Annotated in this window: 22 protein-coding genes, 1 pseudogene, 1 riboswitch and 1 other annotated feature; of the genes and pseudogenes, 2 read left to right on the forward strand and 21 right to left on the reverse strand. The window is 42.1% G+C overall.

Features of this window, described 5'->3' with window-relative positions; all coding sequences use genetic code 11:
- Nucleotides 1-314 precede the first annotated feature (314 nt).
- Nucleotides 315-1,274 carry a hypothetical protein gene (locus tag LJD61_RS08515; RefSeq protein WP_255227108.1) on the reverse strand — a complete coding sequence of 320 codons (960 nt, stop codon included), beginning with the start codon at nt 1,272-1,274 and terminating at the stop codon, nt 315-317.
- A 187-nt stretch (nt 1,275-1,461) separates the two neighbouring features.
- Here LJD61_RS08515 and LJD61_RS08520 point away from each other — a divergent pair, with 187 nt between their 5' ends.
- A complete protein-coding gene (locus LJD61_RS08520) occupies nt 1,462-2,427 on the forward strand; it encodes an LCP family protein (protein WP_255227109.1) in 966 nt (321 codons plus the stop codon).
- Between the two features lie 150 nt (nt 2,428-2,577).
- Here LJD61_RS08520 and LJD61_RS20735 read toward each other — a convergent pair.
- The 11 genes and pseudogenes from LJD61_RS20735 to LJD61_RS08575 form a co-directional block, all read right to left on the reverse strand.
- Nucleotides 2,578-3,292, reverse strand: a pseudogene (locus LJD61_RS20735) (GGGtGRT protein).
- Nucleotides 3,293-3,313: 21 nt separating this feature from the next.
- Nucleotides 3,314-3,979, reverse strand: a complete 666-nt coding sequence (locus LJD61_RS08530) for an iron-sulfur cluster assembly scaffold protein (RefSeq protein WP_408615142.1) — start codon at nt 3,977-3,979, stop codon at nt 3,314-3,316.
- A gap of 125 nt (nt 3,980-4,104) precedes the next feature.
- Nucleotides 4,105-4,163, reverse strand: a riboswitch (Fluoride riboswitch).
- A 423-nt stretch (nt 4,164-4,586) separates the two neighbouring features.
- Nucleotides 4,587-5,591: a hydrogenase expression/formation protein HypE gene (gene hypE / locus LJD61_RS08535; RefSeq protein WP_255227111.1), complete on the reverse strand. Its 1,005-nt coding sequence runs from the start codon at nt 5,589-5,591 to the stop codon at nt 4,587-4,589.
- A gap of 5 nt (nt 5,592-5,596) precedes the next feature.
- A complete protein-coding gene (gene hypD, locus LJD61_RS08540; RefSeq protein ID WP_255227112.1) occupies nt 5,597-6,667 on the reverse strand; it encodes a hydrogenase formation protein HypD in 1,071 nt (356 codons plus the stop codon).
- A 3-nt stretch (nt 6,668-6,670) separates the two neighbouring features.
- Nucleotides 6,671-6,892 (reverse strand): HypC/HybG/HupF family hydrogenase formation chaperone, encoded by a 222-nt coding sequence (locus tag LJD61_RS08545; RefSeq protein ID WP_255227113.1) that lies wholly within the window; start codon nt 6,890-6,892, stop codon nt 6,671-6,673.
- Entirely contained in the window at nt 6,892-8,607 is a 1,716-nt protein-coding gene (gene hypF, locus LJD61_RS08550; RefSeq protein ID WP_255227114.1) for a carbamoyltransferase HypF, read from the reverse strand. Before hypF ends, LJD61_RS08545 begins: the two co-directional genes overlap by 1 nt.
- Nucleotides 8,585-8,857 carry a hypothetical protein gene (locus LJD61_RS08555; RefSeq protein ID WP_255227115.1) on the reverse strand — a complete coding sequence of 91 codons (273 nt, stop codon included), beginning with the start codon at nt 8,855-8,857 and terminating at the stop codon, nt 8,585-8,587. The genes hypF and LJD61_RS08555 overlap by 23 nt, the downstream gene beginning before the upstream one ends.
- A complete protein-coding gene (locus LJD61_RS08560) occupies nt 8,850-9,311 on the reverse strand; it encodes a hydrogenase maturation protease (protein ID WP_255227116.1) in 462 nt (153 codons plus the stop codon). The genes LJD61_RS08555 and LJD61_RS08560 overlap by 8 nt, the downstream gene beginning before the upstream one ends.
- A 5-nt stretch (nt 9,312-9,316) precedes the next feature.
- Nucleotides 9,317-10,723 (reverse strand): nickel-dependent hydrogenase large subunit, encoded by a 1,407-nt coding sequence (locus LJD61_RS08565; protein WP_255227117.1) that lies wholly within the window; start codon nt 10,721-10,723, stop codon nt 9,317-9,319.
- A 17-nt stretch (nt 10,724-10,740) separates the two neighbouring features.
- Nucleotides 10,741-11,616 (reverse strand): hydrogenase small subunit, encoded by an 876-nt coding sequence (locus LJD61_RS08570; RefSeq protein ID WP_255227118.1) that lies wholly within the window; start codon nt 11,614-11,616, stop codon nt 10,741-10,743.
- Between the two features lie 16 nt (nt 11,617-11,632).
- Nucleotides 11,633-11,941 (reverse strand): cytochrome b5 domain-containing protein, encoded by a 309-nt coding sequence (locus LJD61_RS08575; protein WP_255227119.1) that lies wholly within the window; start codon nt 11,939-11,941, stop codon nt 11,633-11,635.
- Nucleotides 11,942-12,055: 114 nt separating this feature from the next.
- Nucleotides 12,056-12,276, forward strand: a binding site (T-box leader).
- 158 nt (nt 12,277-12,434) lie between these two features.
- Between LJD61_RS08575 and LJD61_RS08580 the strand changes: the two genes are divergently transcribed.
- Nucleotides 12,435-13,460, forward strand: a complete 1,026-nt coding sequence (locus LJD61_RS08580; RefSeq protein ID WP_255227120.1) for an ornithine cyclodeaminase, nickel-pincer nucleotide-dependent — start codon at nt 12,435-12,437, stop codon at nt 13,458-13,460.
- Nucleotides 13,461-13,538: 78 nt separating this feature from the next.
- On the opposite strand, the gene LJD61_RS08585 is transcribed toward LJD61_RS08580, so the two are convergent.
- The 9 genes from LJD61_RS08585 to LJD61_RS08625 all read right to left on the reverse strand — a co-directional run bounded on the left by LJD61_RS08585 (nt 13,539) and on the right by LJD61_RS08625 (nt 25,529).
- Complete coding sequence (locus LJD61_RS08585; protein WP_255227121.1) at nt 13,539-13,862, reverse strand: DUF4387 domain-containing protein; 324 nt, start codon at nt 13,860-13,862, stop codon at nt 13,539-13,541.
- A gap of 15 nt (nt 13,863-13,877) precedes the next feature.
- Entirely contained in the window at nt 13,878-15,230 is a 1,353-nt protein-coding gene (locus LJD61_RS08590; RefSeq protein ID WP_255227122.1) for an acyclic terpene utilization AtuA family protein, read from the reverse strand.
- Nucleotides 15,231-15,260: 30 nt separating this feature from the next.
- Nucleotides 15,261-17,732: an oxidoreductase gene (locus LJD61_RS08595; RefSeq protein WP_255227123.1), complete on the reverse strand. Its 2,472-nt coding sequence runs from the start codon at nt 17,730-17,732 to the stop codon at nt 15,261-15,263.
- Nucleotides 17,733-17,783: 51 nt separating this feature from the next.
- A complete protein-coding gene (locus tag LJD61_RS08600) occupies nt 17,784-18,254 on the reverse strand; it encodes a (2Fe-2S)-binding protein (protein ID WP_255227124.1) in 471 nt (156 codons plus the stop codon).
- Between the two features lie 2 nt (nt 18,255-18,256).
- Nucleotides 18,257-19,144, reverse strand: coding sequence for an FAD binding domain-containing protein (locus LJD61_RS08605; protein ID WP_255227125.1), 888 nt, complete (start codon nt 19,142-19,144; stop codon nt 18,257-18,259).
- On the reverse strand, nt 19,144-21,432 hold the full coding sequence (locus LJD61_RS08610; RefSeq protein WP_255227126.1) for a xanthine dehydrogenase family protein molybdopterin-binding subunit: 2,289 nt from the start codon (nt 21,430-21,432) through the stop codon (nt 19,144-19,146). The genes LJD61_RS08605 and LJD61_RS08610 overlap by 1 nt, the downstream gene beginning before the upstream one ends.
- A 28-nt stretch (nt 21,433-21,460) precedes the next feature.
- Nucleotides 21,461-22,330 carry a UPF0280 family protein gene (locus tag LJD61_RS08615; RefSeq protein WP_255227127.1) on the reverse strand — a complete coding sequence of 290 codons (870 nt, stop codon included), beginning with the start codon at nt 22,328-22,330 and terminating at the stop codon, nt 21,461-21,463.
- Nucleotides 22,331-22,537: 207 nt separating this feature from the next.
- Nucleotides 22,538-23,575 (reverse strand): TAXI family TRAP transporter solute-binding subunit, encoded by a 1,038-nt coding sequence (locus tag LJD61_RS08620; protein WP_255227128.1) that lies wholly within the window; start codon nt 23,573-23,575, stop codon nt 22,538-22,540.
- 37 nt (nt 23,576-23,612) lie between these two features.
- Nucleotides 23,613-25,529 carry a TRAP transporter permease gene (locus LJD61_RS08625; protein WP_255227129.1) on the reverse strand — a complete coding sequence of 639 codons (1,917 nt, stop codon included), beginning with the start codon at nt 25,527-25,529 and terminating at the stop codon, nt 23,613-23,615.
- Nucleotides 25,530-25,542 lie beyond the last annotated feature (13 nt).

Raw genomic sequence — 25,542 nt, forward strand, 5'->3', positions numbered from 1 at the left:
CATCTCCCTTAATGTTTGTAGAGAGAGGATGGAAAAACAAAAACTGCAGCAAAACACTTAGTGCTCGGCTGCAGCATTAAACTTGCAAAATGCAATTATACAAACAACAGTAACTTCAGTATATGATAAGTGTTTTAACCATCATCTCTCAACGATGCCTGTGAAAGCGCACAATTCATCTGCGGGCATCGGTTCAAGAAATATTCGATTAATAATAGTTAAAACACGTTCCTCATTTCACACCTCAAAAATTCTAGTTATTTGCTATTAATTTTAGCATCATACTCAATATTATTCAATGTTTTAAAAGTTTATTACGGCAAAAACTTTTCATTCTTGATCAAATCGCCCTGATAGCTCTTTACCTTATCAGTCAGCTTAAAACCATCTTTTTTTATAGCTTCATAGTATGCCTTCAGCACCTGAGCCAGATTGCTGTCCTGTGCAACGGCCTTTTCATATGCAGCCTTAGCATCAGCATTCATCTTTTTATTTTCATAGGCAAAAAGCGGAGTGTTATTTAAGCCGTATGCCGCAAAGGTCACATATTTTTTATATAAGTCTTTCACTTCTTCGTACTTTGCCGAATCCTTATGCTGTGACAAAAACTTCTCTTGTTTGAAGGCTCTGTCAAACAATTCATCCCAGCTTATTACCAATGCTGCATCCTTTGCAGGCACCTTGTCAGACTCTGCTGTCATAAGGGTTATATAGTCCTTGATATCGACAGCTGCATAGGAAGAATATTTTTCATAGAAGCTGTAATCAATGATCGGGAAAAACATGCCTTCCGCTGTCTCTATCTTATAGCCTAGTTTTATGGTCTCTTCGAGGACCTTTTTTACCTCTTCGTCCTTAACATCAGCCGCATCAATGCTTGACAAGTCATATTCAGGCTTGTACAGTTCTTCAAGGGTGCTTTGAATATTACCGGTAGTATAGTATTTATCTTCCAGATTAGGCAGATAATCCTTTTGTATTCCTTCCAGCTTGATTATTAGCTTAGAAGCATTCTCCGGCGATAAAGCGCTGATATTCTTATCTGCGAAGGAAATATATTCGGAAATATTGTTTTCTTTAGCAATAATGGTTTCATATTCCTTCATGATGCTCTCTTGCCTGGCTTCGTCAAAGCCAGAACCATTTTGGCTTTTATCCGGTTCAGTGATATTTGTACCTCCCGGTGCCGCCGGTTTATCAACATTAGCGCAGCCTGTATTGATTGATACGCTCATAGCCAATACTGCTGCTATCAATAGCTTTTTATTTATCACGAAAAATCCTCCTTTAATGTAAAATCAACAGATTTAATATCTTAGACGCAAAAACATCAACATTTTCTTTGCAAAAACACATGAATTTTTTGGCATTGCCGTTTATGAAAAGAAATATCTTTTCTGCAAATAATATATTTAAGCATTTTATTCGATAGTTAATCTCTGAAAGGTGGCAAATATAAAAATGACTATTCATATAAAAAAACCGGCACGTGCTGTTATCATAGCCTTACTTATCATGCTTATTGCATGCAGCTGCAACAGTACCGGCAAAATCAATGCAAATGCTGTTGAGACCAAAGTACCGGAGGCCAAAGAAGTCAAGGAAACCAAAGAAGTTAAAGAAAATAAGGAAGATAAGGAAATCATCGAGGACAATAAATCTGCTCAAGGTGAAATTAAATTTCCGTTTAAACCGACCCCAAGTCAAATCAATAAAAATATATTGATATTAGGAATAGATGCCAGAAAGAACGAACCGGCCAGAGCCGACACAATTATTTTGGTGAATATAAGAAATGAGAGAGTCAATTTTATTTCCATACCCAGGGATACTTTGATAAAGCTAAAAGGGAAAGGCACCCACAAGATCAATGCATCCTATGCTTTCGGCGGCATTGGACTATGTAAATCTACTGTAGAAAATCTTCTTGACACAAAGATTGACAATTACCTCGTATTTAATTTCAGAGCTATACAAAAAGGTGTGGACGCTCTGGGCGGATTCACTGTGACAATTCCCCAGACAATAAAGATAAGGGACCGGGAGCTTAATAAATGCTTTACGCTAAAAAAAGGCAGCATCAAGCTCAATGGGATACAGACTCTCGAATATTTGAGATATAGAAGCGATGGCAAAGGAGACATAGGCAGGGTTTACAGGCAGCAGGAGTTCATAAAGGATCTGCAGAGCAGCTTCTTAAAACTGGAGAATGTACCTCTGATACCCAAAGCTTACTTGGCTATCCGCGATGAGATCAAAACAGATATGGATGCTTCCCATATGGCGTCCTATTTTATCAGCGGTTATAAGCTGAGAAATAATTTTGAGTATCACACATTAAAAGGTTACAGCAAATTTATAGATAAGGTTTCTTATTATATACTCTATCAAAGCAGCATAAAAAGCATCAAAGATGTATTAAAATAAATCGCTCATACAGCAAAGGCATCCGCTTGAGGTAAAGCGAATGCCTTTTTCATTGTTGTCAGAGTGATATAATGGAACCTTCATGATAGATAGTTATCTTTTATAAGCTTTATATCAGCATATGCATTTTGCATTTTTAATAATGTGGCTTTATCTATTTTTCATGGCCTCTTCAACGGCAACCGCAACTGCGACGGTGGCGCCAACCATTGGGTTATTGCCCATTCCTATGAAACCCATCATTTCAACATGAGCCGGGACAGAGGATGAACCAGCGAACTGGGCATCAGAATGCATTCTTCCCATTGTATCCGTCATGCCATAGGATGCATTCTTCCCATTGTATCCGTCATGCCATAGGATGCAGGGCCTGCTGCCATATTATCAGGATGGAGGGTCCTCCCGGTGCCTCCTCCCGATGCTACTGAAAAGTATTTCTTGCCTGACTCATAACATTCCTTCTTATAAGTGCCTGCGACAGGATGCTGAAATCTTGTAGCAGAAATGCAAAGCATTTTGTTTCTTCTTTTAACAGCATTGCACCAAGATTGCCATGTCCGATACCCACTTTTCTTTGATCTGCAACAGAATCCGGTATGCAGAATGCTTGAAGGCCTTCCCCGATGGCCTCTGCAGCACCAACTGCCTCTTTGTACTCCTTCTTAATAGCTATAGCTGCACCAGCCATATAAGCCCAGCATGCATTTTCGAAGCATATAGGCTGGATGGATTTAACTATGCCATATACATCGATTCCTTGTTCATCACATATTCTTTTTGCATGTTCTATAGAATCAATACCATATTTATTTAAAACATCATTGATTTTATTGATTCTTCTTTCATAACCTTCAAATAATTCCATATTTCTGCTGACCTCCTACAATCATTCTTTCCTGGGATCTATAACTTTTACCGCTTCACCATATCTTCCGTAAGCACCTTTTGCTTTCGCCAATGCTTCATTTGCGTCGACCCCGTTTTTTACCATATCCATCATTTTACCAAAATGCACAAATTCATAACCGATTATCTCATCGTTTTCATCCAACCCAATGCTTGTAATATAGCCTTCTGCCAGCTCCAGATATCTAGGGCCCTTAGCAGCAGTACCATACATTGTGCCTACCTGGCTTCGAAGCCCTTTGCCTAAATCCTCAAGGCTTGCTCCTACAGGAAGCCCTCCTTCAGAAAAAGCTGTTTGGCTTCTACCATATACGATCTGCAAAAATAGCTCTCTCATAGCGGTATTGATCGCATCACATACAAGATCTGTGTTCAAAGCTTCAAGAATAGTTTTACCAGGCAATATCTCCGCCGCCATAGCCGATGAATGGGTCATACCGGAGCATCCCAGAACTTCAATCAGTGCTTCCTCTATCATCCCATCTTTTATATTAAGAGTAAGCTTGCAGGCTCCTTGCTGAGGTGCGCACCAACCAACGCCATGGGTTAAACCTGAAATATCTTTTATTTCCTTCGCTTTTGTCCAATTCCCTTCTTGGGGAATAGGAGCAGAACCATGACCAGCTGCTCTTGCTACACAGTACATGTTTTTAACTTCACAATTAAAATCCAATTGAGATCTCTCCCTTTCTTTTATATGTTAATGTATTTATTAAAAAATTACTTTGCAATCCTATTCACATGAAAAAACTCCTATTTTAGTAAAGAAACACTAAAATAGGAGCCATCAGCCTAAAGCATTTACAGTGAGCCCCATCACTGCCTAATATTTTATCATATATTCTATTGAAATAGTATAAATATTTATAGATTCTTATGCGATCAAAAATTAAGATAACGGAAGAGAATCCCTGCATGAAAACATTGCAGGGATTCTCTTCCGTTACAGCTTTCAGTGCCTTACAAACACGACATTTATAGCCTTTACCAATGCATCGACCTTATCGCCTTTTTGAAAACCAACCTCATCTAAGCTTTCCTTCGTCATCACGGACGTAAATCTTAATGCATCGCCGGCTCATGTGCCGCGCATTTTTATTTCTGCCATAATGCCGTCCGCCTTGATTTCTTCAATTTCGCCCGATATTTTGTTTCTTACTCCTGCATTCAAAATCCATACCTCCATAATATTTTTTTGTAACGCAATAATATTATTTGTAAAAATTTTTTTTAAAATACATGATTTCAAGCCTTCAGCATATCCTTGGCAGCATATTCCCTTCCAAGGATGCCAGTATCCTTTTTCCTCCAAAAAAATTTTCTATATAAACATTTGTGTTTTCAGCATCTTCAACGCAACCAATTATCTGGGCCTCCTTGCCATCATCAAGGACTCTGATTCGAGCGAGTATTTCAGTTGATTCCGCCTTATCAGCTACAATTACGGCCCTTCCTTCGCAGGCTAAATATAAAGGGTCTATTCCTAATAGTTCATTTAAGGCCTGTACTTCTTTTCTTATGGGGATGTTCTCCTCGAATATGTGTATGCTTTTTCCGGCGTGTTCTGCAATTTCATTTAGAGCAGTGGCAATTCCGCCTCTTGTAGGATCTTTCATCAGCTTTATGCTCTCCATATACCCATGGAGAGCTTTAATGATATGGTTTATTGGCGCGCAATCACTCATAAAGCTTCCATCTACCTTTAAGCCATAGCGATCCCTGGATATCGCTGTGCCATGCTCTGCTATCGTGCCTGTTACGATGATATCATCGCCCGGCATAATTTTTTTGGTCACATAGCTTTTATCCAATATTCCAACACCTGAGGTATTGATAAAAATTCCGTCGGCACAGCCTTTCTCAACGACCTTCGTATCACCCGTAATAATTTTGACTCCCGATGCATCAGCAGTGCGGGCCATAGATTCAGCAATCCGATCCAAAGCTCCTATTGGAAAGCCTTCTTCTATTATCAATCCGCAGCTCAGATATAAAGGCTTTGCCCCCGCTACCGCCAAGTCATTCACGGTGCCGCATACAGCAAGCTTGCCTATATCCCCTCCGGAAAAAAATATAGGCTTTACTACAAAAGAATCAGTTGTAAAAGCGAATCTGCCTGATTGTGCTTCAAACACTGCAGAATCCAGTCCGTCGATGAGCTTCTGATTATTGAAATGCCTATAAAAGATATCTTTTATTAAATTTCTTGTGCTAATGCCTCCGCTGCCGTGGGCCAAAGTAATTTTATCTTCGTTCAAATACATCACCTTCTATATCTGTAATATACAGAACAAGAACCTTCTGTCGATACCATACAAGGGCCATAAGGGTTTGCCGGGCTGCATGCGGAATCAAACAAGCGGCATTCCCCGGGGCTCCTTTTTCCCATGAGTATATCACCGCAGCTGCATTCCATTGCGGCTTCATGGTCCCGCGGGCTGAGATTAAAATTATATACAGCGTCATACTTCATATATCTTTCCTTTAATACCAATGCCGAATCACCTACTAAGCCTATTCCCCTCCATAGACCTTTAGAAGCGGTGAATACCTCCCCCATCAATGATTTTGCCTTTTCATTGCCATTAAAGCTGACACAGCGCTTATATATATTCTTTAGTTCTGGCTTTTTGTCCCCGCATTTGCTTTGCACTATTAAATATATTGCCCCCAATATATCGGCGGCATCAAAGCCTGATATGACGGAGCAGATATCATGCTTATCAGGCAGGAAGCGGAAATATTCCTCCCCCATTACGGTGGCTACATGACCGGGGCATATCATTCCGCCGAGCTCTCCATCATGTTTTTCCAGCACTATTTCCAGAATCGGCGGCATCAGCCTTATGGAGGTCAATACGTTAATATTGTGTATCGATTTTTCTTCAGCATGCCTTATCATAGCTGCAATAGCAGGCGCTGTGGTTTCAAAGCCGACTGCAAGGAAAACGACCGTCCTATCCCTGTTATTTTCAGCTATTTCCAATGCTTCTAGAGGCGAGTAAACAACTGCCGGCTTTTTATCCTTTGTCCTGCTATTATCCAGACTTGTTTCTGTCCCTTTAACCCTTACCATATCTCCGAAGGTGGCTACAATGACATTGTCCATCATCATAAGCCTGACCGCATCATCAATAAAGCTTGCCGGAGCGACACAGATAGGGCAGCCCGGACCGGATAAAAGCTTTATACCGGGAGGCAGCACCGAGGAAATGCCGTATTTTGCAATAGATTGGGTATGAGTTCCGCAAACTTCCATTATTTTTATTTCTTTGACCTCAGCCATATATGTCCATATAGCCTTTATCAGCTCAGCAATAAGGTTGTTACCCATATTTCAATGAACCTCTTCCTGCATAACAGTAAATACTTTTTCCAGATAAGAAAAATGCTCTTGATCAATCCTTTGAATTGCACATCCTGCATGAATCAATACCATATCCTCTTCCTTCGGATCTTCCAATAATCCGATAAACACCGAAGCCATAACCCCCATAATATCAACAGCAGCATAATAGCCGCTTATTGATATTATTTTGCCAGGCACCGCAATGCACATTATGGCACCTCCCTGTTGTATAAGGCGGATGCTGCAGCCAACTGGCCTATGGATATGCCATTGTCATTTATTGGGATATGCTGATTATAATACACATCAAAGCCCTCCCCTCTCAGCCTCTCCAAAACGCCCTTCAATAGATACGTATTTTCAAAGCAGCCGCCGCTCAATACCACGGTCTCAACATTTGATATTTTCCTTATCTTTAACGCCATATCCAGCGTTATATCGCATATGGTATTGTGAAACCTTGAGGATATTGTCCCGATTGCTATATTATTATCCATATCCCTCATTATGCCTTCAATTATTCCTTTATAATCTATTTCAAGCCGTCCTCCATTATTTTCATATATTTTATATTCATAGCCTGCTTTCTCATAGGGGTTCAATATGCTCTCCAGCAATATTGCAGCCTGGGCATCATAATTAATCCGTTGGCAAATGCCAAGCAAGGAAGCTGCACAGTCAAACAACCTTCCAAGGCTTGAAGAAGCATAGCAATTATAGCCGGTTTTTAGGGCCTGCTCCACAACGGCTGATTTTTCCTTATTCCATTGGGAAATATTCCGCTTCTCTGCATAACCAATAGAATGCAGATAGCTTAATGCGGTTCTCCAGGGCTCCTTGACGGATTGATCGCCGCCTTGAAGGCTTACATACTTAAAATGCCCTGCCCTATGGAAGGCTTCTCTGCTGCCGATAAAAAATTCTCCTCCCCATATTGCACCGTCTGTTCCCCAGCCGGTACCGTCATATATTATCCCTATTGTCTTCCGGTGAAGGCTATGCTCTGCCATACAGCTTGCCATATGGGCATGATGATGCTGGACGGCCGCCTTTATCCCTTCCAGCTTTGATGCATATTGGGCCGTGGTATAATAGGGATGCATATCATAGGCAATGACTGAAGGCTGTGAACCTATATCCTGCAAATATCTGTCTAAGGCATGCTGATATATTTCAAAGACCTCCTTATTTCCTAAGTCTCCAAAGCATCTGCTCAAGTATCCATATCCGTCTTTTAAAACGCTGAAAGCGCCTTTTAGTTCCGAACCTAAGGCAAGTACCTCATATCTCCCCTTCCCCATATGGATTTTAAAAGGAGCAAAGCCTCTTCCTCCTCTTATTACGGATTCCCTGCCTTCAAAGACTTTGAAAACCGAATCCTCCAGAGGTATATCGATCTCATTATCATGATATAGAAAGTAATCAGCTATACCCGATAAGTGGGCTATTGCACCGGCATCCTTATATTGTATCGGTGAGTTGCTTATATTGCCGCTGGTCATTATCAATAAATCCAGGTCATCACAAAACAGCGAAGCATGGATATCAGTATAGGGCAGCATTATTCCCAATCTTTTCATGCCTGGCGCTATATTTCCGGTCAAGTCACAGGAAGCCTTTTTGTGAAGCAAGACAATAGGCATCCTGCAGCTTTGAAGAAGACATTCCTCTTCGCAGCTTACCAGGCACTCCTTTTTGACCGTCTCCATATCCTTAGCCATCAATGCAAAAGGCTTGTCTTTTCTTCTTTTTCTGTCTCTAAGCTTTTGGACTGCTCCCTCATTCCTCGCATTGCAGGCAAGATGATATCCGCTGATCCCTTTTACTGCAACTATATTTCCTCCCGCAAGAAGCTCCCCAGCTTTGACAAGCACATTGCTGCAGCTTATTTCTTTTCCATCGTTAGTTTTCAATGACAGCATCATTTCTTTTTCCTTCCAGAACATATATTATTGCCGTATTTTCCTCAATATCCTCTTTTCTTATATCCGCTGTTGTCCATTCTCCCATTATTGAATCGTTCTGCTCCTTTAGAAATTCAATAAACTCCTCCTCGTCAATATGGCTGTTTCTGCTGACTTCCATGACAACCCTATCAAGCCTTATGATATCGTACTTATCGCATATTTTTATTAATTCCTCATATATGCCCTTGATTAAAAATGTATCATGCATGATATCCCTCCCCCAAAATAAATATAATCTTATCCTTCACCCTCTCACAAACTATTGGCAGAATCTCCTCCATGGCCCGGCTCAATCCCCAATTCGGCTCAATGTCATAAATCTCAATAGCCAATACGGCGCCTTTAATCTCAATGCCGTATATATTCAGCCAAAGCAACAGGTTTGCTTCATGCTGGGAATTGCATCTACCGCATCTCATCATTGCTTCTTCGATAGGTATGAGCCTCACAGTTCCCGGTGTCTCTCCACTGCAGGCAGCGTCCAGAATTATTATAAAATCTCCTTTTTTTATTGTTCTCAAGCAATATTCAACATCCGTCTCTCCCAATACAACTTCAAAGCCGGATTCTACTAAAAAATCCTCCAGTTGTTCAGCCACCGATAAGCCTATAGCATCATCCCCCATGATCCTGTTCCCTATTGCAATTACCTTCTTATGCATAGGGCTTATACAATCTTAATTTTGAAGGGCTCTGCTTCATCGCTTATAACATGGGTAGCACAGGATACGCAGGGGTCAAAGGTTCTTGCAATTCTTCCAAGCTCAACAGGATTTTTTATATCTTCGACTCTTGTACCTGCTAAAGCCTTTTCAACCGGCCCCAAAAGGCCCTTTGAATCATGGGGAGATAAGTTCCAGGCCGTGGGAGTTATGATATCATAATTAGAAATCTTTTTATCCTCAATGGCGATCCAATGCCCCAAAGCACCCCGTGTTGTATCAATAAGTCCCGTGCCTTTTGCGCTTTGCGGAATGTCATATATTCTCTGGGATGACCTTTTCAATTCTATCCTATTCAGCAGGGCCTTCATTATATGCCCTATTTTATCAATCTCCAATACCCTTGCCATGGTCCTGTCCATTGCAGAGATGCCTCTTCTGTAATCGCCGCTCAGGAACATCCTTGCCAGGGGGCCCACTTCCATTGGCAGCCCTTCATAGCGAGGGCATTTCACCCATGTGTACGCATCATCCTTGTGAAAATCTTCCTCAACGGGCTGCCCCGGCGGCTGCCTTTCATTTACCGGAGCTTTGTACCAGGAGCTATAGATGCTTTCTGTAACCTTGCTCAGGTCAGCCTTTTCATATATTCCGTCATAAAACACCCTTGGACTTATATATCTGATCTCTTTGTCTTGATAATCAAAAACTCCATAGCTTAAAAGATTCCCATACCCTTCTCCCATAAAATAATATTCAGGGTAATACTCTCCAATGATATTTGCATCATAAATCATGACAATCTCAACGAAGGCAATTATTTTATCCAATATTGATTTCACTTTTATATATTTATCTGCTTCCATATCCACCGTGACCCCTCCGGCAAATATGCCGTGATTATGCGGAGCCTTTCCGCCCAAGGCCGCCAGCATCTCATGGGCCATCCGGCTGTATTCCAGGGATTCAAAGTAATGCTTGGTCAGCAAATTATCCAGCTTCTGAGGTAATCTGAAATCGTCATGGGATTCATACCTCAGAGCGGATATATTCACTCCTCTTACATAATCGGGTAAGGTATACTGGTAAAAATGCCTTATATGATTTTGTATAAATTCACATCCATGCATAAAGTCTCTGATATATTTATCATTTAGCTCCGGAAGTACTCCGAGCGCTTCTTCCAGGGCCAAAGACGAAGCCATGGAATGTGCCGTCGAACAAATGCCGCAGATCCTTTCTGTAAAATATATTGCATCTAAAGGCGGCCTGCCTTTAAGCATGCGTTCGAAGCCTCTGAACAAAAGACCGCTGCATTTCGCATCCGCAACTATATGGTTTTCTATCTCCACCTTTATCTCCATAAAACCGCTTATTCTTGTAACCGGATTGATGATTACGGTTTCTGCCATGATGCACCTCCACTCGTTCAATATCTCACAAAAGGTTCCATCCCATCAGGGAATCTTTCCTGAGCACATCCTATGCAGGGGGTATTATCCCTTATAGGCCAGCTCACATAGCTGTTCCACTGCCTTACAGGACAGTCCGTCTTGGTAGCAGGCCCCCTGCAGCCTATTTTAAACATGCATTCTTTATCACCCAGCTTTTTTGCAAATATTCCCCGGTCAAAATACGACCTCCTGGTGCAGCGGTCATGAATAGTGATCCCATAGAATATTACAGGCCTGTTTTGCTCATCAAGCTCCGGCCTGCCAAAGTACAGCAGGTGGGCAATGGTGCCGATAACCCAATCGGGATGGCCTGGACAGCCCGGAACTTTTATAACCTCTCTGCTTAGGACATTGTCTATGCTGACACTCCCTGATGGGTTCGGCTCTGCTGCCGACAGCCCCCCGTAAGAGGCGCAGGTTCCTGCAGCCAACACGTATTTAGCTTTCTCCCCGGCTGCTTTGATTGCTTCCAATGCAGTGATAAATCTGCCGCCATGGCGGGCTATAATATTGTAATTTCCGTTGTCCTTTGTTGCTGCTGCCCCTTCAACAACTAAAATAAATTCCGTGTTAAGAGTATCTGCGAGCTTTTCATAAGCCATTTCACCCTCAGCCTGCATCAAGCTGTTGGAATAAGTCATATTCACCATGCTTTTCAGCAGGTATCCCACACCCGGATTATCCGCATTCAGGAGTGATATGATATTTCCTGAACATCCCGCAGCCTCAAGCCATATCAGATTCATCTTGCTCTCCGGCATTTGCCGGCTCTTTTCTATGGCTAAATCGATTATTCTTGCTGCGGTCACATTTTTAGCATCAACAACAGGGCATAGAACAGGATTTTTCATCAACACACCTCCGAGTCTAAGCCTTTATTATGCCAACCTTAGGCAGTACGCTCAATATTTTGGGATTGCCATGGCAGCTTAGGAATTGACTTGTCAGGTCCTTGCCCGCATAAAGCCCGAAATGTGTGCCTCCGCCCCAGAAAGCTTCATTGCTCACATCATAAACAATACTATTTACAGCCACATATGCAGGCCTGCCTCCGCTTCCATTATACATAGCCAATTCATCCAGAGTAAATTCCTTTCGATAAGCTCTCATCATCTTATGTCCTAAATTGTAGTAATAACACCGTAAACATCTTCTATACAATGGACAATTCCACATCTGCTGACCTCCCCTTATATCTTTCTGTAAATTATATGAGATAAAATTTATATAAATTCAATTCAAAAACTATTTGACAATTTATACTTTCTTTTGTATACTTAATCATAAATATCAATGGCTATGAAGAGGATCAGTAAATAGAAGGATTCTAAAAGGAAGGAAGACTCACCGACTGAAAGGTTTTCCAAGATTATTTCTATTGAACCCGCCCTCCAAGCTGCAAATGAAAAGTTTGTCCGCTTCGCCTGCGTTATGGGCTTTGAGAGGAATAGATGCTTTTTTAGCTTATCTATTTAACTTGGGTGGCACCGCGAATTACCTTCGTCCCTTGTTTGGGATGAAGGTTTTTTTATCAGGTTGAACAAAAGACCATTCATTTTTAAATAGATGTATTAAGCTTATTTATTCAACTTGGGTGGTACCGCGAATTGCCTTCGTCCCTTGTCCGGGATGAGGGTTTTATTTTTTTGAATTAAGAGGAGGAAATACTATGATGGATGTCAACACTCAAAAATCAGTAATTTTAAAGGCTTCTGAAAAGGATAAAAATGTTCCCGACGATTTTTATTCAACCACTAATTACACGACTAAAATTTTTTATGGAAACAAATGGCTCACAGTTCATAATCAAAGGATGGATGCTCTTATAGTTGTGGACAACGGAATTGCTTCATGCAAAAAATTGAGAGAAATCAAAAAAGGAGATATGGTCGTATGCGGCGATACAGGTGTAAAACTTGTCATGGATAATGAAGAGGCCGATTCAGACGGTTCCTTTAACTTCATGAATAACTGCGTTTCTTCCGAGAGGAGAAATGAGCTGCTGATAAAGGAGCTGGCCGGTGAGCTTTTTAATGAAGACAAACGCTTGACAGTAGTAGCAGGACCGGTTGTCGTCCATACAGGAGGCGATTATTACCTGTCTCAGCTCATCCGCAGAGGATATATCTCCAGCATTCTTGCAGGCAATGCAGTTGCTGTACATGATATAGAAAAAAACCTTTTTGGTACTTCCCTGGGGATATGTGCTAAATCAGGAAAGGTAACTCACAACGGCTATAGGAATCATATGCGGGCTATAAACCAAGTAATGAGATATGGCTCTATAAAGAAAACCGCTGAAGCAGGAGTGCTCCGTTCTGGCATCATGTATGAATGCGTGAAGCATAATGTGCCCTTTGTGCTTGCCGGAAGCTTAAGAGATGATGGTCCCCTTCCGGATACGATCACCGATATGATAGAAGCTCAGAACGCTTACAATGATCAGCTTAGGAAAGCCGATATCGTTTTGATACTCGGCACAATGCTGCATGGCATAGCCAGCGGCAATATGCTTCCTGCGAAAATTAAGATGATATGTGTGGACATCAACTCTGCAGTAGTAACAAAGCTCAGCGACAGGGGAAGCGGTCAGGCTTTAGGAATCGTTACGGATGTTGGTTTATTCCTGAACCTTTTAGATAATGAGCTTTGCAAGCTTGAGAACATGCCGAAGTTCGCCGCACAAGGGATTTAGGAAGTATAATAAAAATAATGGTTGGCTGATATTGAGAAGCAATAATCAGTCAACCATTATTTGTCAGGGGGTCATATATTACATTGGTATCAATACTCCCATCAATGGCGCGTGCTGCTGGGCACCGTATACATCGGTCTCTCCTATGCTGCCTGAATCGATGGGTCTCCTGATAGTAATCTTAAATGCCATCGCAGGGTCGAAAAATACCAAAGTGGAAATATCCTTTTCTTCAATATTATAAAGCTTGCAGACCAACTCTTTTGTTATGATCCCTGAATCCTTAACCTTATTGTAATAATCTCTATTGTCAAATATTACATCCATTGTCAGCTCGAAGGGACCGGAGTTCTTGCTCCTCAGCACCTTCGCCAGCTCATACAAAGTCTTATTTTCTGTCATGCTAAAGCCTCCTTTTTAAAGCTCCACAAATTCTGTTGGGAATAGTTCGCAAGTATCATCTATATCCATAAGATGATATACAGTGAACTTATATACCGGGCCGAATTCTATATCTGAAGGTGAATACAACAGGGCTATATTGCCTGCAGTAGCTTTTCTTCCCTTATAGGGAAAGTGCATCAATGTGGATCTTGCACTGGAGCAAATGGTGTTTGCCAGTTCCTGGCTTGAGGCAATGACTTCCATGACTATGCCTAACTCGTGAGCCGGAGTTTGTACAGGCTCTAACGATCCCATTACCCCATTTTTGCCATACAAGTGGAATAAAATCTGATATTCTGATCTCGGAATGTCATCAAAATAAGCTGCTACCTGCTCCCTGATATCGTTTTGAATATCATCTATATTCTGTATAGCTATAGGGTCTCTCGTTCCGCCTATTACTAAAGTTCTATATGCTACCTTTGCGGAGCCTTCCAGCTTAACGGCATAAGGCTGTTTTACAAATTTGCTTCCTGATACCTTTACCACTCCATCTGCATGCTGCTCAAACTTGCAATCAGATAGATCCAATGCGAAGCCTGGCCCGTGAAGGTAGTACGGATGATCCTTTTCATATAGTGTGTGCGCGGCTACAGAGCTGATGTAGCATTTTCTTTTTGGATTTAGGGGTTCTACAAGAAAATGATCTTCTCTTAGATAACCCATCATGCAATCCTTGGTAGTGCCGGGTTCGGCACATAATGCACCGCATTCAAGTATCTTGCCCAAGTGATATGCCAGACCTGCATCAAAGCCCTTCATTATCGGATATGCCGCAAATACCGAAGGATCATAGGCTCTGCCCGCTATGACTATTTGAGCGCCTTCCTCCAGAGCTTTTACGATTGGTTCATGACCCATCTGAGCTACTACGCTGTTTGTCTTATCCAGGTCTTCTACGGTCAACTCAGGTACATAGTTCATGGGATGGATTTTATTTTCGGCCATTTTATTTTTAATATAGTTCTTATCAATATCTGCCCATACTATGGCGGTTTTCATCTTAAGCTTTTTTTCTTCAAGTATCTCTTTTATGACAGCCATGGTCCAGTCGACATGAGGCTTGGCTCCTGAACCTCCTGCAGAGCCCACTATTACAGGGATATTTAAGTCATATCCCGCCTGTATCATCAATTCCAAATCTTTTTTGGCTGCTTTTTTACTTACTATGCCTACTCCCGCACCTAATTTATGAGGACCCGCATCTGTGGAGCCTGCATCAACGGCTATTAAGTCAGGCTTCTTGCTTAAACCGTTATAAAAGGATTCTTTAGGATATCCATAGCCCAAAATTCCACATGGCGATAAGATCTTAAGTTCTTTCATTGCTATCCCTCCTGGTATTCTGCATGCGCCTTACAGCCTGCTGCATTTTAATACATCGCATCTTAAGCATCTATTTGTCTCTTTTAACATTGATTCTTCTTCATATCCTTTTTCTATTTCAGAGAAGTCTTTTATACCCTTGCATGCCATGTTTTCCATTGGCTGCCTTATTGCTTTGTTTTCATCTACAGGCCTTGACAATTCTCTTTTATGTTTCTTTATCGATATTACTTGCCCATCGCCGCCTAAGTATTTATCTATAGAGGCCGCCGCATATTTCCCTTCGCTTGTGGCCCTGACAACAGAATCCGGACCCGTTACGCAATCTCCTCCTGCAAATACATAGGGTATATTTGTGTAGCCTCCGAAGCTAGCCTTGATGTAATTGCCTCTCAGTTCAACTTTTTGATTTTCTTTTTCATTAAAGGTTCTTTCCATGGCTTGTCCAATAGAAACTATTATATAATCCGCTTCAACCGTATTTGTACTGTATTCATCGAAGCTTGGATTAAATCTGCCTTCACCGTCGAAAACATCCAGGCACTTTTTGAAGCTTATTGCTGCAGCCCTATTGTTTTTTGCTAAAATTTCTTTTGGGCCCCAGGAAACGTTGATTTCTACGCCTTCTTTCTCTGCATCCTCTATTTCCCATCTATGTGCAGGCATTTCCTCTCTTTTTTCAAGGCAGAACAGCATAACTTTTTCCGCTTCCAGGCGCAATGCACTTCTTGCTACGTCAATAGCTACATTTCCTCCGCCTATAACTGCAACTTTTTTATCCTTAAAGCTTATGTTTTCCCCTAAATTCAGCTTTCTTAAAAATTCTACACCGGATAACACACCTTCGGCATTTTCACCGGGTATGTTGAGCTTTCTGTCCCCATGAGTTCCCACGCCTATATATACAGCCTTATAACCCATGCTCTTTAAGTCCTCTATAGACATATCAGCTCCGAGGCGTTTATTTATTACAAACTCTACTCCCATTTCCCTGAACACATCAAACTCTTTCTCCAAGAGATTTCTTGGCAATCTATAAGCGGGCAGACCCACGGAAAGCATGCCTCCGATTACCGGCAAAGCCTCAAATACTGTAACACTGTAGCCTTTTTTCTGAAGAAAAAAAGCGCAGGACAAACCGGAAGGCCCGGAGCCTATCACAGCAACTTTTTTCCCATTCGGCTTTTCCATTTCAGGCAACGGCAGCTTGCCGTACTCTTCAAGCACAGCATCGGTAACATATCTTTTAATCCCTCTTATCGACATAGGCTCATCAATCTTAACCCTGTTGCACAAAGATTCGCATGGATGATGGCAAACCCTTCCGCATACAAGAGGAAGCGGATTTTCTGATTGTATGACCTGATATGCCTCTTTATATCTCTTCTGCGACGCCAAATCTATATAAACCGGCACTTCTACATTGGCCGGACATGCATTTTGACATGTGTATCTCATGCAGTGTATATACGCTTCGGGATCATGTCTTTCGTATAAACATTCTGTGCAGTACAGGCATTCTTTTATAAGGTCATACCTGTTTTCCTTTACCTTGCGGACCCACATAGAATCTGCAATCAAAGGCCTTGCCAAAGCCACCATGTCTGCTTTGCCCTCTTCGATTACACTCTTTGCTACTACTGGATTCCCCAGCTTGCCCACAGTTATTACAGGTATAGATATGTGTTTCTTTATGTCTTCAGCCAGATATACATTCGGACCGTCCGGATATTCTATGGTAGGCTTGCCCCTTTGGTCGCTATATCCCTTGAGTCCTCCGTCATCAAATCTTACACCGGCTGATACATCCATGCAGTCTATACCGTACTTTTCCAATTCCTTTGCGAATATTCTGGTTTGAACAAGAGTATTCCCGCCTACAATGAATTCTTCTGCACTGATCCTTACAAATAAAGGATAATCTTTGCCAACCAATTCTCTTATTCTCTTTAATATTTCAATATGAATAAACATTCTGCCATAGATATCTCCGCCGAATTCATCAGTTCTGGTATTAGTCCTTCTTGAAATAAAATCTGCCATAGTATAGGTATGTGCGTAATGAAGTTCTATGGCATCAAAGCCCGCTTCCTTTGCCCTCCTTGCTCCGTTGACAAAGTCTTCAATTATTTCATAGCACTGCTCGTTGGTCAAATCAGATGGCTTTAAACCTGCTCCATATATGGAATGGGCTATCTGAAGTCCTATTTTGCAATCCTCTTGATGAACGGCATCAACAAGTCTTTTAAACCCTTTGACATGCTCATCTCTGCTGATCTGAAGCCTGTTTCCAGGGTGAATATATATTGAGCTTACACTTGTATGCTCTGTCATAATAAGGCCTACACCTGACCTGGCTCTGTCTACATAATGCTTAATAGTATTATTTGTAACAAATCCATCCTTAGTTGCTGAATTTGAAAACATTGGTGACATTATAATCCTGTTTGGCAGCTCCAATGTATTTATCTTTATCGGCGTAAATAGTCCAACCTTTTGCATATGCTTCCCTCCAATCTCCATCATCTCTGGCAGTGTACCTTTTAAATCACATTACTTTTTATGAAGTTTCTCTGCTGCAATCCTTACCGCGTCTATGAATTGGACATAGCCTGTACATCTGCAGAGGTGGCCGGACAGCTCATCTTTTATAGTTTCTTCACCGGGCATCTCATCCAGATCCAGCAGAGCTTTCGCCGACAGGATGACTCCGGGGGTGCAAAAACCGCATTGTACAGCACCCGCTTCAATAAATGCTTCCTGTATAGGGTGCAATTCACCATTTTGTGATAAACCTTCTATAGTAACTACTTTCTTCCCCTCAACTTTGGCTGCAGGGACAATGCATGAATTTACAGGCTTGCCCTCCAAAAGGACTGTGCAAGCTCCGCACTCCCCCTCTTCGCAGCCTTTTTTCGTACCCGTGAGGGCCAGATTTCTCCTTAGCACGTTAGCCAAGGTATCCCAAGCATTTATTGACAGCGTAACATCCTTGCCATTTATATTAAAGGTCAGTGCCTGCATACTTATAGCACCTCCATATTCTTCAATATGTTTTTCGCTGCATTACCAAGGGCATTATTTACAAGATCCTCTGCCAAAGCTTTTCTATATTTGCTTGACCCTCTAAGCAGGCTATCCCTGGGGTTAGCCTCGCCGGCGGCTATTTTTGCGGCTTCTTTAAAAATCTCCGGCGTTTGTATATCTCTGCCCAACAGATATTGTTCAGCTTTTTTAGGTCTTAAGGGGGTGGTTGCAACAGGCGCCATAGCGATCCTTATATCCTTTATGATGTTATCTTCTATCTCCAGTTTCACTGCCGTATTTGCTATAGGGAGGGCCAGTGCTTCTCTCGGTGCGAATCTGGTCAGTGAAGTTCCATATCTGGAGTCAGGCCTTGGAACAATTATCCTGATAAGAATCTCTCGTGTACTGTCAATCTTGCTTTTTCCGACTCCTGCATATAGTTCTTCCAGTGGATCCTTCCTCAGACCATCTTCCGTCAAAATTTCACATACGGCGCCCAGAGCTATAAGAGGTATGGCCGAATCAGCAGCAGGCTGAGCACTAACGATATTTCCTCCGACTGTACCTATATTCCTTATCTGAGGAGATCCCACGTACCTGCAGCCATCCGACAGGCAAGGAAAGCATTTTTTTATATTTTCATTAGAAGCTATCTCTGCATGAGTAACAGCTGCACCAATGATCATTTCGCTTTCTGTAAATTCAATGTGTCTCAACTCATCTATCTCTGTAATATCTATCAATGCATTCGCCTGGACTTTTCCTTCTTTAATCCAAAGCATTAGGTCTGTGCCACCGGCAATCACTTTAGCCTTTCCGGAATACCGGCAAAGATAATCAATGGCTTCCTCCACATTTTTTGGTATGAGATACCTATCAACCTTCATCACCTGCCACCCTCTTCCTTTTCTTTAATTGCCCAGAATACCTTTTCTGAGGTTATCGGTAAGTCCTTGATTCTTATTCCTATGGCATCTTCAATAGCATTGGCAATTGCAGGAGCTGTCGGTATAAGAGTAGGCTCCCCGATGCCCTTTGCGCCAAAAGGACCGATGGGGTCATTTGTTTCAACCACTACGCTTGCAATTTCAGGCATATCCTTTATGGTCATCAGTATATAGTTTTTCAAACCGTTGCTAAGGGGCTTGCCGTCTTGAAACACCATATTCTCATACAGAGTCCAGCCTATACCCTGTGCGACTCCGCCGTTTATTTGCCCTAGGACGCCATTCTTGTTTATGATTTTCCCCACATCATGAGCAGCTACAATCCTGAGGACTTTTACCTTTCCGGTCATTGTGTCGACTTCCACCTCTACCCCGTGTGCCCCATAAGTATATGCACTGGAGTAATCTCCGTAGAAGCTTGCATCCGTGCCTTCTGTGGGCGGGTCATAAGTTATATAGGCAGTAAAGGGGATGGCATCTCTGGTCCTTATCCCGGATTCGCATAGCTTTTTGAGAGTAATGCCGATATTTTCATCCTCCATGAACATTATCCTGCCATTCTTTATGATCAGCTTATCCTCTGGCTTTTCCAATACTTTTGAAGCATATTCCATTATTTGCTTTTTAACTTTTCCCGCGGCCAGATATACCGCTTTTCCACCTACTGTAGTTACTCTGCTTGAGTAAGTGCCCAGCCCAAATGGACTGATGTCTGTGTCAAGAGGCATGACCGTAATATCGGCTATATCGACTCCAAGAACTTCCGCAGCAATTTGGGCAAACACTGTTTTTGCACCTTGCCCCATATCGGCCTCTCCTGAAAATACAAATACTTTTCCATCCTCGTGTATGCGTATCATAGCGGAAGAACCGTCAAATTTCGTTCCGCCTCTGTTGCCGGATACGTGATTCATGCACGCTATACCGATACCACGCTTAATGCGTCCATTTTGCTCCTCTTTAGGGAGCCTGTTTTCTTGAATATATTTATATGCTTTATCGATGCACTCGGTAAGACCGCAGCTTTTTATTTTCCATCCGTGCAATGTCAAGTCTCCCCGCTGTACCGCATTTTTAAGCTTTACTTTCACAGGATCGAGTCCTATACGCCTGCAGCATGTATCTATAAAGGATTCCAATGCGAAATGCATCTGGCTGTTGCCATAACCTCTGAATCCACTGGTAGGTATAAGGTTTGTATAAACCAGATAGGCATCTGTCCTGGTTGATTTAAATCTATACAGGCAATCCGTTCTCATGGCCATATTAAGCAGCACCTTAGGCGCGGCCCAGCTATAAGCACCATTGTCCGCTATTATTTTTGATTCCTTGCATACCAAAGTCCCATCCTTCATCATGCCCAGCTTCAGCTTGATCTTTGGCGCTACCCTTGGCCTGGTTGTCAGCATTTCCTCTTCTCTGGTCAGTACATATTTTACAGGTGCATTTGTTTTTTGAGCCAGCACTGCAACAATAGGATGGAAGTTTCTGATCCATATTTTTGCTCCGAAGCCTCCGCCAATGAAAGGTGATTTTACAGTTATCCTGCTGGGTTCAATTCCTAACGCCTTTGCTATCTCATTTCTTCCCTGGAACAAGGATTGCAGCCCGGTCCATATGGTCAGCCTTCCATTTTCTTCCCACTTTGCCACAGCCCCGAAGGGTTCCATATAGCAGCCGGACACTCTATGAGTACTGAATTCGCTTTCAAATACATAATCGCATCTGGAAAAATCCTCATCTACATTGTCTCTTGAAATGTGATATTCTTTAACTATATTGTTTTTTATATTTTCATGAACTAATGCTGACTCCGGGAGCATGGCTTTTTCTACATCATCTACGACATTAAGCAGCTCGTATTTTACATCTATAAGCTTTATGGCTTCTTCCGCAATTTCTTCTGAATCTGCTGCCAAAGCTGCGATTTCATCTCCTACATACCTTACCTTATCTATAGCCAGCATGGTTACATCGGCTATCTCCATGCCAAATTTATTAGCGGGGCAATCCTTGGCAGTTATTACTGCTTTGACCCCAGGCAGTTCCTCCGCTTTTGAAACATCTATGCTTAAAATCCTGGCGTGAGGATGTGGTGAACGAAGTATCTTTGCATAAAGCATACCGGGAAAATTCATATCATCCAAGTATTTTGCTTTTCCGGTTACTTTTTCCTTAGCATCAATAAAATCTTGCTTGCATCCAATATAAGAACAATCATTTTTCATGCATATACCTCCGTAATAATATTTTTGCCTAGTATATTGCACTGATAGCGAAATCTGCTGAATTTTCAGGATAAACAGCCATATGATCCTTGAGGAAAATCACTGCACCCAGTATCACTTTTTTTTCAAATAAGGCCTTTGCTCTCTTTAAGCCATTTCTAACGGCAATTTCAATATTTTCCTGTTTGATATGCCCAATATTCTTTGTTACCATCGCACCTCTGATATCCGTATCATAATCCAATTCTTCCGCCAAACATCTCTCAATAGGGGCGTCCTCGCAATATGTTGCATTGGCTATGGAAGTCGCAGCTGCATCTGCCAGACTTCCTGTGGCCGCCAGCGCTGTCACGGCTGACGCAATACCTTTAGTCAGACTTCTGCCTCCAAAGCCGCTTGTAGCAGCACCATGGATTTCACTACTGCCTTTTATCCTGATCACGTGTGTTGGCTTATTGCCTGATAAGTCGCTTATTATACCGATCCTCATATATTCACGATTATGAGGCATTTGATATGATATATCTCCTCCGTTATTTACAACTACATAGTCAGCACCGGCTTCGAACACTTTTTCCTTGACCAGATCCGAAAATGTGCCTGCTACAGAAGCCATTGGAGTAAAGTCAGATTCATCCAATCGTTCCACTGACTCTATCATTTTTTTGAGCGCTAAGGAGCATTTATTTTTTTCATCATATCCAATTCCTGTTATATACTTTTTAGCTACATATAATTCCTTTGCTAATTGTTCCAACAGTTCCAAGGCTTTATTGGCACCAGCAACAGCTGCATAGGTATAAGGTTCTTCCCTGAGCCCCGCCTCGATAACCATGGTTATGGGTCCGTGGTCTACCAATACCTTGCCTTCTTTTATTATTTTAAATCTTTCATCCAAATCAAATCCGATTCCCTTCCGATTGGATTGCTAACACTGACCTAATCTGTTGTGCCAGCTGATATAAGAGTGCAGCACTGAACTAACTCGCCCTAAGGCCCATACCGCTATAGGCGGCGTGTGCCTAAGGGCGGCTAAGTCCAGTATGGACTCGACTAACATTCAGTGGAGTTGAAACCCCACTGAATGAAGCCTCGTTTTCATATTCTAGAGCACGCCTTTTTCCTTATAGTATTTTTCAGCACCGGGATGCAGCAGCACTGGTGAAACCTCTGTCATCTTTTTTAAATCCAGATCAGCCAGGGAAGCATGTATGCCTTTGAAATAGCTCAGGTTTTCATCTAATGATTTAACTATCGCATAAGCTTCTCCATCACTAAGATCAGTGCTTGCAAATAGGATAACTGTTGCTGCTACAGTAGGAACATCATTCTCAAGGAAAGAATATTTATCCTTCGGTATTACTGTTTTATAAGTTCCGAGTTCTGCATTTACCTTCTCTATGGCTTCATCCGACAAAGGAAGAAGGTCCAGCTTTAAATTTGTGGAAGCATCTACTATGTGGCTTGACGGAACTTGAATGACATTGCTATATGCCTGTAACTTTCCGTCTCTCATCAAATCGATGGAATTACCCATTGACATGAAATCAACCGATCCACCCCAAGCCTTTATATCCTCGTAGGTGATACCGCTTGCCTTCAATGCTTCTTTGCCCACTATCTCCATAAAGGAGTCTGCAGTATTGAGGTTAAGCTTCAAGGGATATTTCTTCTCTCTTAGATCATCAAAGTTCTTGATCCCCGTATCTGCTTTGATGAGGAAGTGCTGTGCAGCCTCACCGTATAAAACAGTTAAAGCTCTCAGGTTGTCCATGTTTTTGTTAAAAGGTGCCTTGCCTTCGGAAGCCATCTTTATAAGACCTGTATGAGCTATGCCTAATTGAATCTTTCCGGCAGAGACCAGAGCGATATTGGCGGCTTCTTGTCCAACTTCATATGCTGTATTGGAGCCGGAATAGCTTCTGCGTATAACTTCTCCCACACCTTCTCCTATTGCAGCCCAGGCGCCTCCAATGGAGCCCCCTACAATCGTGACATCGATTTTATCTGGTACTTTGAATTCGGCAGCCTCACCGGATTTTTCTGCGGGAGCCTTGTCTCCCCCTGAGCATGCTGTTACCAAGCTCATCGCCATGATAATGGAAAGGATCACACTTATTAGTTTTGTAAATTTTCGTTTCATAAGATACCCCTTTCATAAATTTTTTTATAATAATAGTTTAGGCTGCTAAACTATTATTTTTTATTTTGATTCTTTGATAAGCATATATTGCAGCGAATACAATCAGTCCGGCAACAGTAGTCATAGTTTCCGGATATAGCATCATTAATCCTGATATGAACAGCGCTATACGGGTAATTTTTCCGGCCCTGTCCCTGAGCCAGCCTTCCATGCCTGCAGCCATGGCAATAACGCCCAGCATGCATCCAAACATTACAAATAAAGTGTGAAGGCTGAATGTCTTTATATTGATCAGTAGAACCGGTTGATAGATGAAAATGAAAGGTACGATAAAGGATACTATGCCCATCCAGCAAGCATACCAGCCTACTTTCGAAGCATTGGCTTCGGCAATGCCCGCTGCTGCATAAGCCGCAACGGCAACAGGCGGTGTAATAGCGGATAATGTCGAGAAATAAACTACAAACATATGTGCAGGCATTGGAGGTATTCCAAGCTCATATAGGGAGGGTACGGCTAGTGACACCGTAAGTGCATATGCTGCAGCTACAGGCATGCCCATCCCTAATATGGTGCATAAAACTGCGGTTATTAAAAGGGCGCCAAATATATTGCCTCCGCCTACGCTTAATACAAGACTTGCTATCTTGCCACCCAATCCGGTTATCATCAGGCCATTGATCACTATGCCTGCTATGGCACAGGATAAGGATACTATGACGGATTGAAGAGCTCCATCTTCTAAGGATTTCAATATTTTCTCCATCGACATCCTTGTTTCTTTTCTAAAAAAGCTTGCTGCAATTACGGATACAATGCCGGCAACAGCTGCGAGTGAAGGTGTATAGCCCTTTATAAGCATAGCAACTAGAACTACCAAAGGGAGAATAAAGGGAAAGCCCTCCTTCAGTGTTTTGCCGACGGGCGGCAGATCTTTGGGATCCACTGCGGTCAAACCTAATTTTTTGGCTCTGAAATGTACCATGAAGCCAAGTGCCAGGTAAAATAGTATTCCAGGAAGAGCCGCAGCAACCGCTATATCGATATAGGGAATGCCCGCCATCTCTACCATCAGAAAGGCTGCTGTGCCCATAATAGGGGGCATTATTCCTCCGCCTGTCGCTGCTACTGCATTTACAGCTCCTGCAAACTTAGAATCATACCCTACCTTCTTCATCATAGGTATCGTAAAAGAGCCTGTAGTAACAACGTTGGCTGTGGGGCTGCCATTGATCATGCCAAATAGTGCGCTGGCAACCACAGCAACCTTACCTGCACCACCTGTATACCGTCCTGCTACTGACATAGAGAATTTATAAAAGAAATCCCCCGCACCTGAGTTTGCGAAGAAAGAACCAAACAAGACAAAAAGGAATACATAAGTGGATGCCACAACTATAGGTGAAGTAAATACTCCATTGGTGGTAAATACCAACTGATCCAGCACATCTATAGGAACTATTCTCCTGTGCCCTATATAACCGGGTATCAGATGACCAAACAGTGCATACAAGAGGAATATTACCCCAATAGATGGCAGTACAGAACCCATTGTCCTTTTTGTCAGTTCAATCACAAATAGAACAATAATAATGCCTGCAACAATATCCAACGCAAGAAGCGGGTCCACTTGAGGCCATCTCAGCAGATATCTGGGTATCTGAGTAGCATAATATATACCTGATAATGCTGCCATTATAGCCAGCAAATAATCATGCTTAGGTATCTTGGTTATGTCACAGCCCTCATATGGTGTATAAAGCATATAGCCTAATACTAGGATAAAAGTTAAATGTATACTGTAATGAAGCAAAGGCTGTATACTGGAAAAAGTGCTTTGCCAAAGCTGATAAAGCGACATTATTATAGCTACGGCGCTGATTATTCTTTTATCTTTTCCGGTAAGTTTTCTCTTTTGACCTTCTTTCGTTATATTAGCTAAGTACTTTAGCATAACATTTATACAC

Source organism: Lutispora saccharofermentans (genome assembly GCF_024363565.1).
GTDB lineage: Bacteria > Bacillota > Clostridia > Lutisporales > Lutisporaceae > Lutispora > Lutispora saccharofermentans.

What these genes read in the sequence shown, in the direction of transcription:
- LJD61_RS08570 (WP_255227118.1), bottom strand. Translation starts at nt 11,616, where the DNA reads ATGAAAAATCCTGTTCTATGCCCTGTTGTTGATGCTAAAAATGTGACC.
- LJD61_RS08575 (WP_255227119.1), bottom strand. Translation starts at nt 11,941, where the DNA reads ATGTGGAATTGTCCATTGTATAGAAGATGTTTACGGTGTTATTACTAC.
- LJD61_RS08580 (WP_255227120.1), top strand. Translation starts at nt 12,435, where the DNA reads ATGATGGATGTCAACACTCAAAAATCAGTAATTTTAAAGGCTTCTGAA.
- LJD61_RS08565 (WP_255227117.1), bottom strand. Translation starts at nt 10,723, where the DNA reads ATGGCAGAAACCGTAATCATCAATCCGGTTACAAGAATAAGCGGTTTT.
- hypD (WP_255227112.1), bottom strand. Translation starts at nt 6,667, where the DNA reads ATGGGTAACAACCTTATTGCTGAGCTGATAAAGGCTATATGGACATAT.
- LJD61_RS08610 (WP_255227126.1), bottom strand. Translation starts at nt 21,432, where the DNA reads ATGAAAAATGATTGTTCTTATATTGGATGCAAGCAAGATTTTATTGAT.
- LJD61_RS08530 (WP_408615142.1), bottom strand. Translation starts at nt 3,979, where the DNA reads ATGTACTGTGTAGCAAGAGCAGCTGGTCATGGTTCTGCTCCTATTCCC.
- LJD61_RS08560 (WP_255227116.1), bottom strand. Translation starts at nt 9,311, where the DNA reads ATGCATAAGAAGGTAATTGCAATAGGGAACAGGATCATGGGGGATGAT.
- LJD61_RS08600 (WP_255227124.1), bottom strand. Translation starts at nt 18,254, where the DNA reads ATGCAGGCACTGACCTTTAATATAAATGGCAAGGATGTTACGCTGTCA.
- LJD61_RS08555 (WP_255227115.1), bottom strand. Translation starts at nt 8,857, where the DNA reads ATGCATGATACATTTTTAATCAAGGGCATATATGAGGAATTAATAAAA.
- LJD61_RS08585 (WP_255227121.1), bottom strand. Translation starts at nt 13,862, where the DNA reads ATGACAGAAAATAAGACTTTGTATGAGCTGGCGAAGGTGCTGAGGAGC.
- LJD61_RS08620 (WP_255227128.1), bottom strand. Translation starts at nt 23,575, where the DNA reads ATGAAACGAAAATTTACAAAACTAATAAGTGTGATCCTTTCCATTATC.
- LJD61_RS08520 (WP_255227109.1), top strand. Translation starts at nt 1,462, where the DNA reads ATGACTATTCATATAAAAAAACCGGCACGTGCTGTTATCATAGCCTTA.
- LJD61_RS08595 (WP_255227123.1), bottom strand. Translation starts at nt 17,732, where the DNA reads ATGCAAAAGGTTGGACTATTTACGCCGATAAAGATAAATACATTGGAG.
- LJD61_RS08605 (WP_255227125.1), bottom strand. Translation starts at nt 19,144, where the DNA reads ATGAAGGTTGATAGGTATCTCATACCAAAAAATGTGGAGGAAGCCATT.
- hypF (WP_255227114.1), bottom strand. Translation starts at nt 8,607, where the DNA reads ATGATGCTGTCATTGAAAACTAACGATGGAAAAGAAATAAGCTGCAGC.
- LJD61_RS08590 (WP_255227122.1), bottom strand. Translation starts at nt 15,230, where the DNA reads ATGAAAGAACTTAAGATCTTATCGCCATGTGGAATTTTGGGCTATGGA.
- LJD61_RS08625 (WP_255227129.1), bottom strand. Translation starts at nt 25,529, where the DNA reads ATGCTAAAGTACTTAGCTAATATAACGAAAGAAGGTCAAAAGAGAAAA.
- LJD61_RS08545 (WP_255227113.1), bottom strand. Translation starts at nt 6,892, where the DNA reads ATGTGCATTGCGGTGCCTGGCAAAATAATATCAATAAGCGGCTATTAT.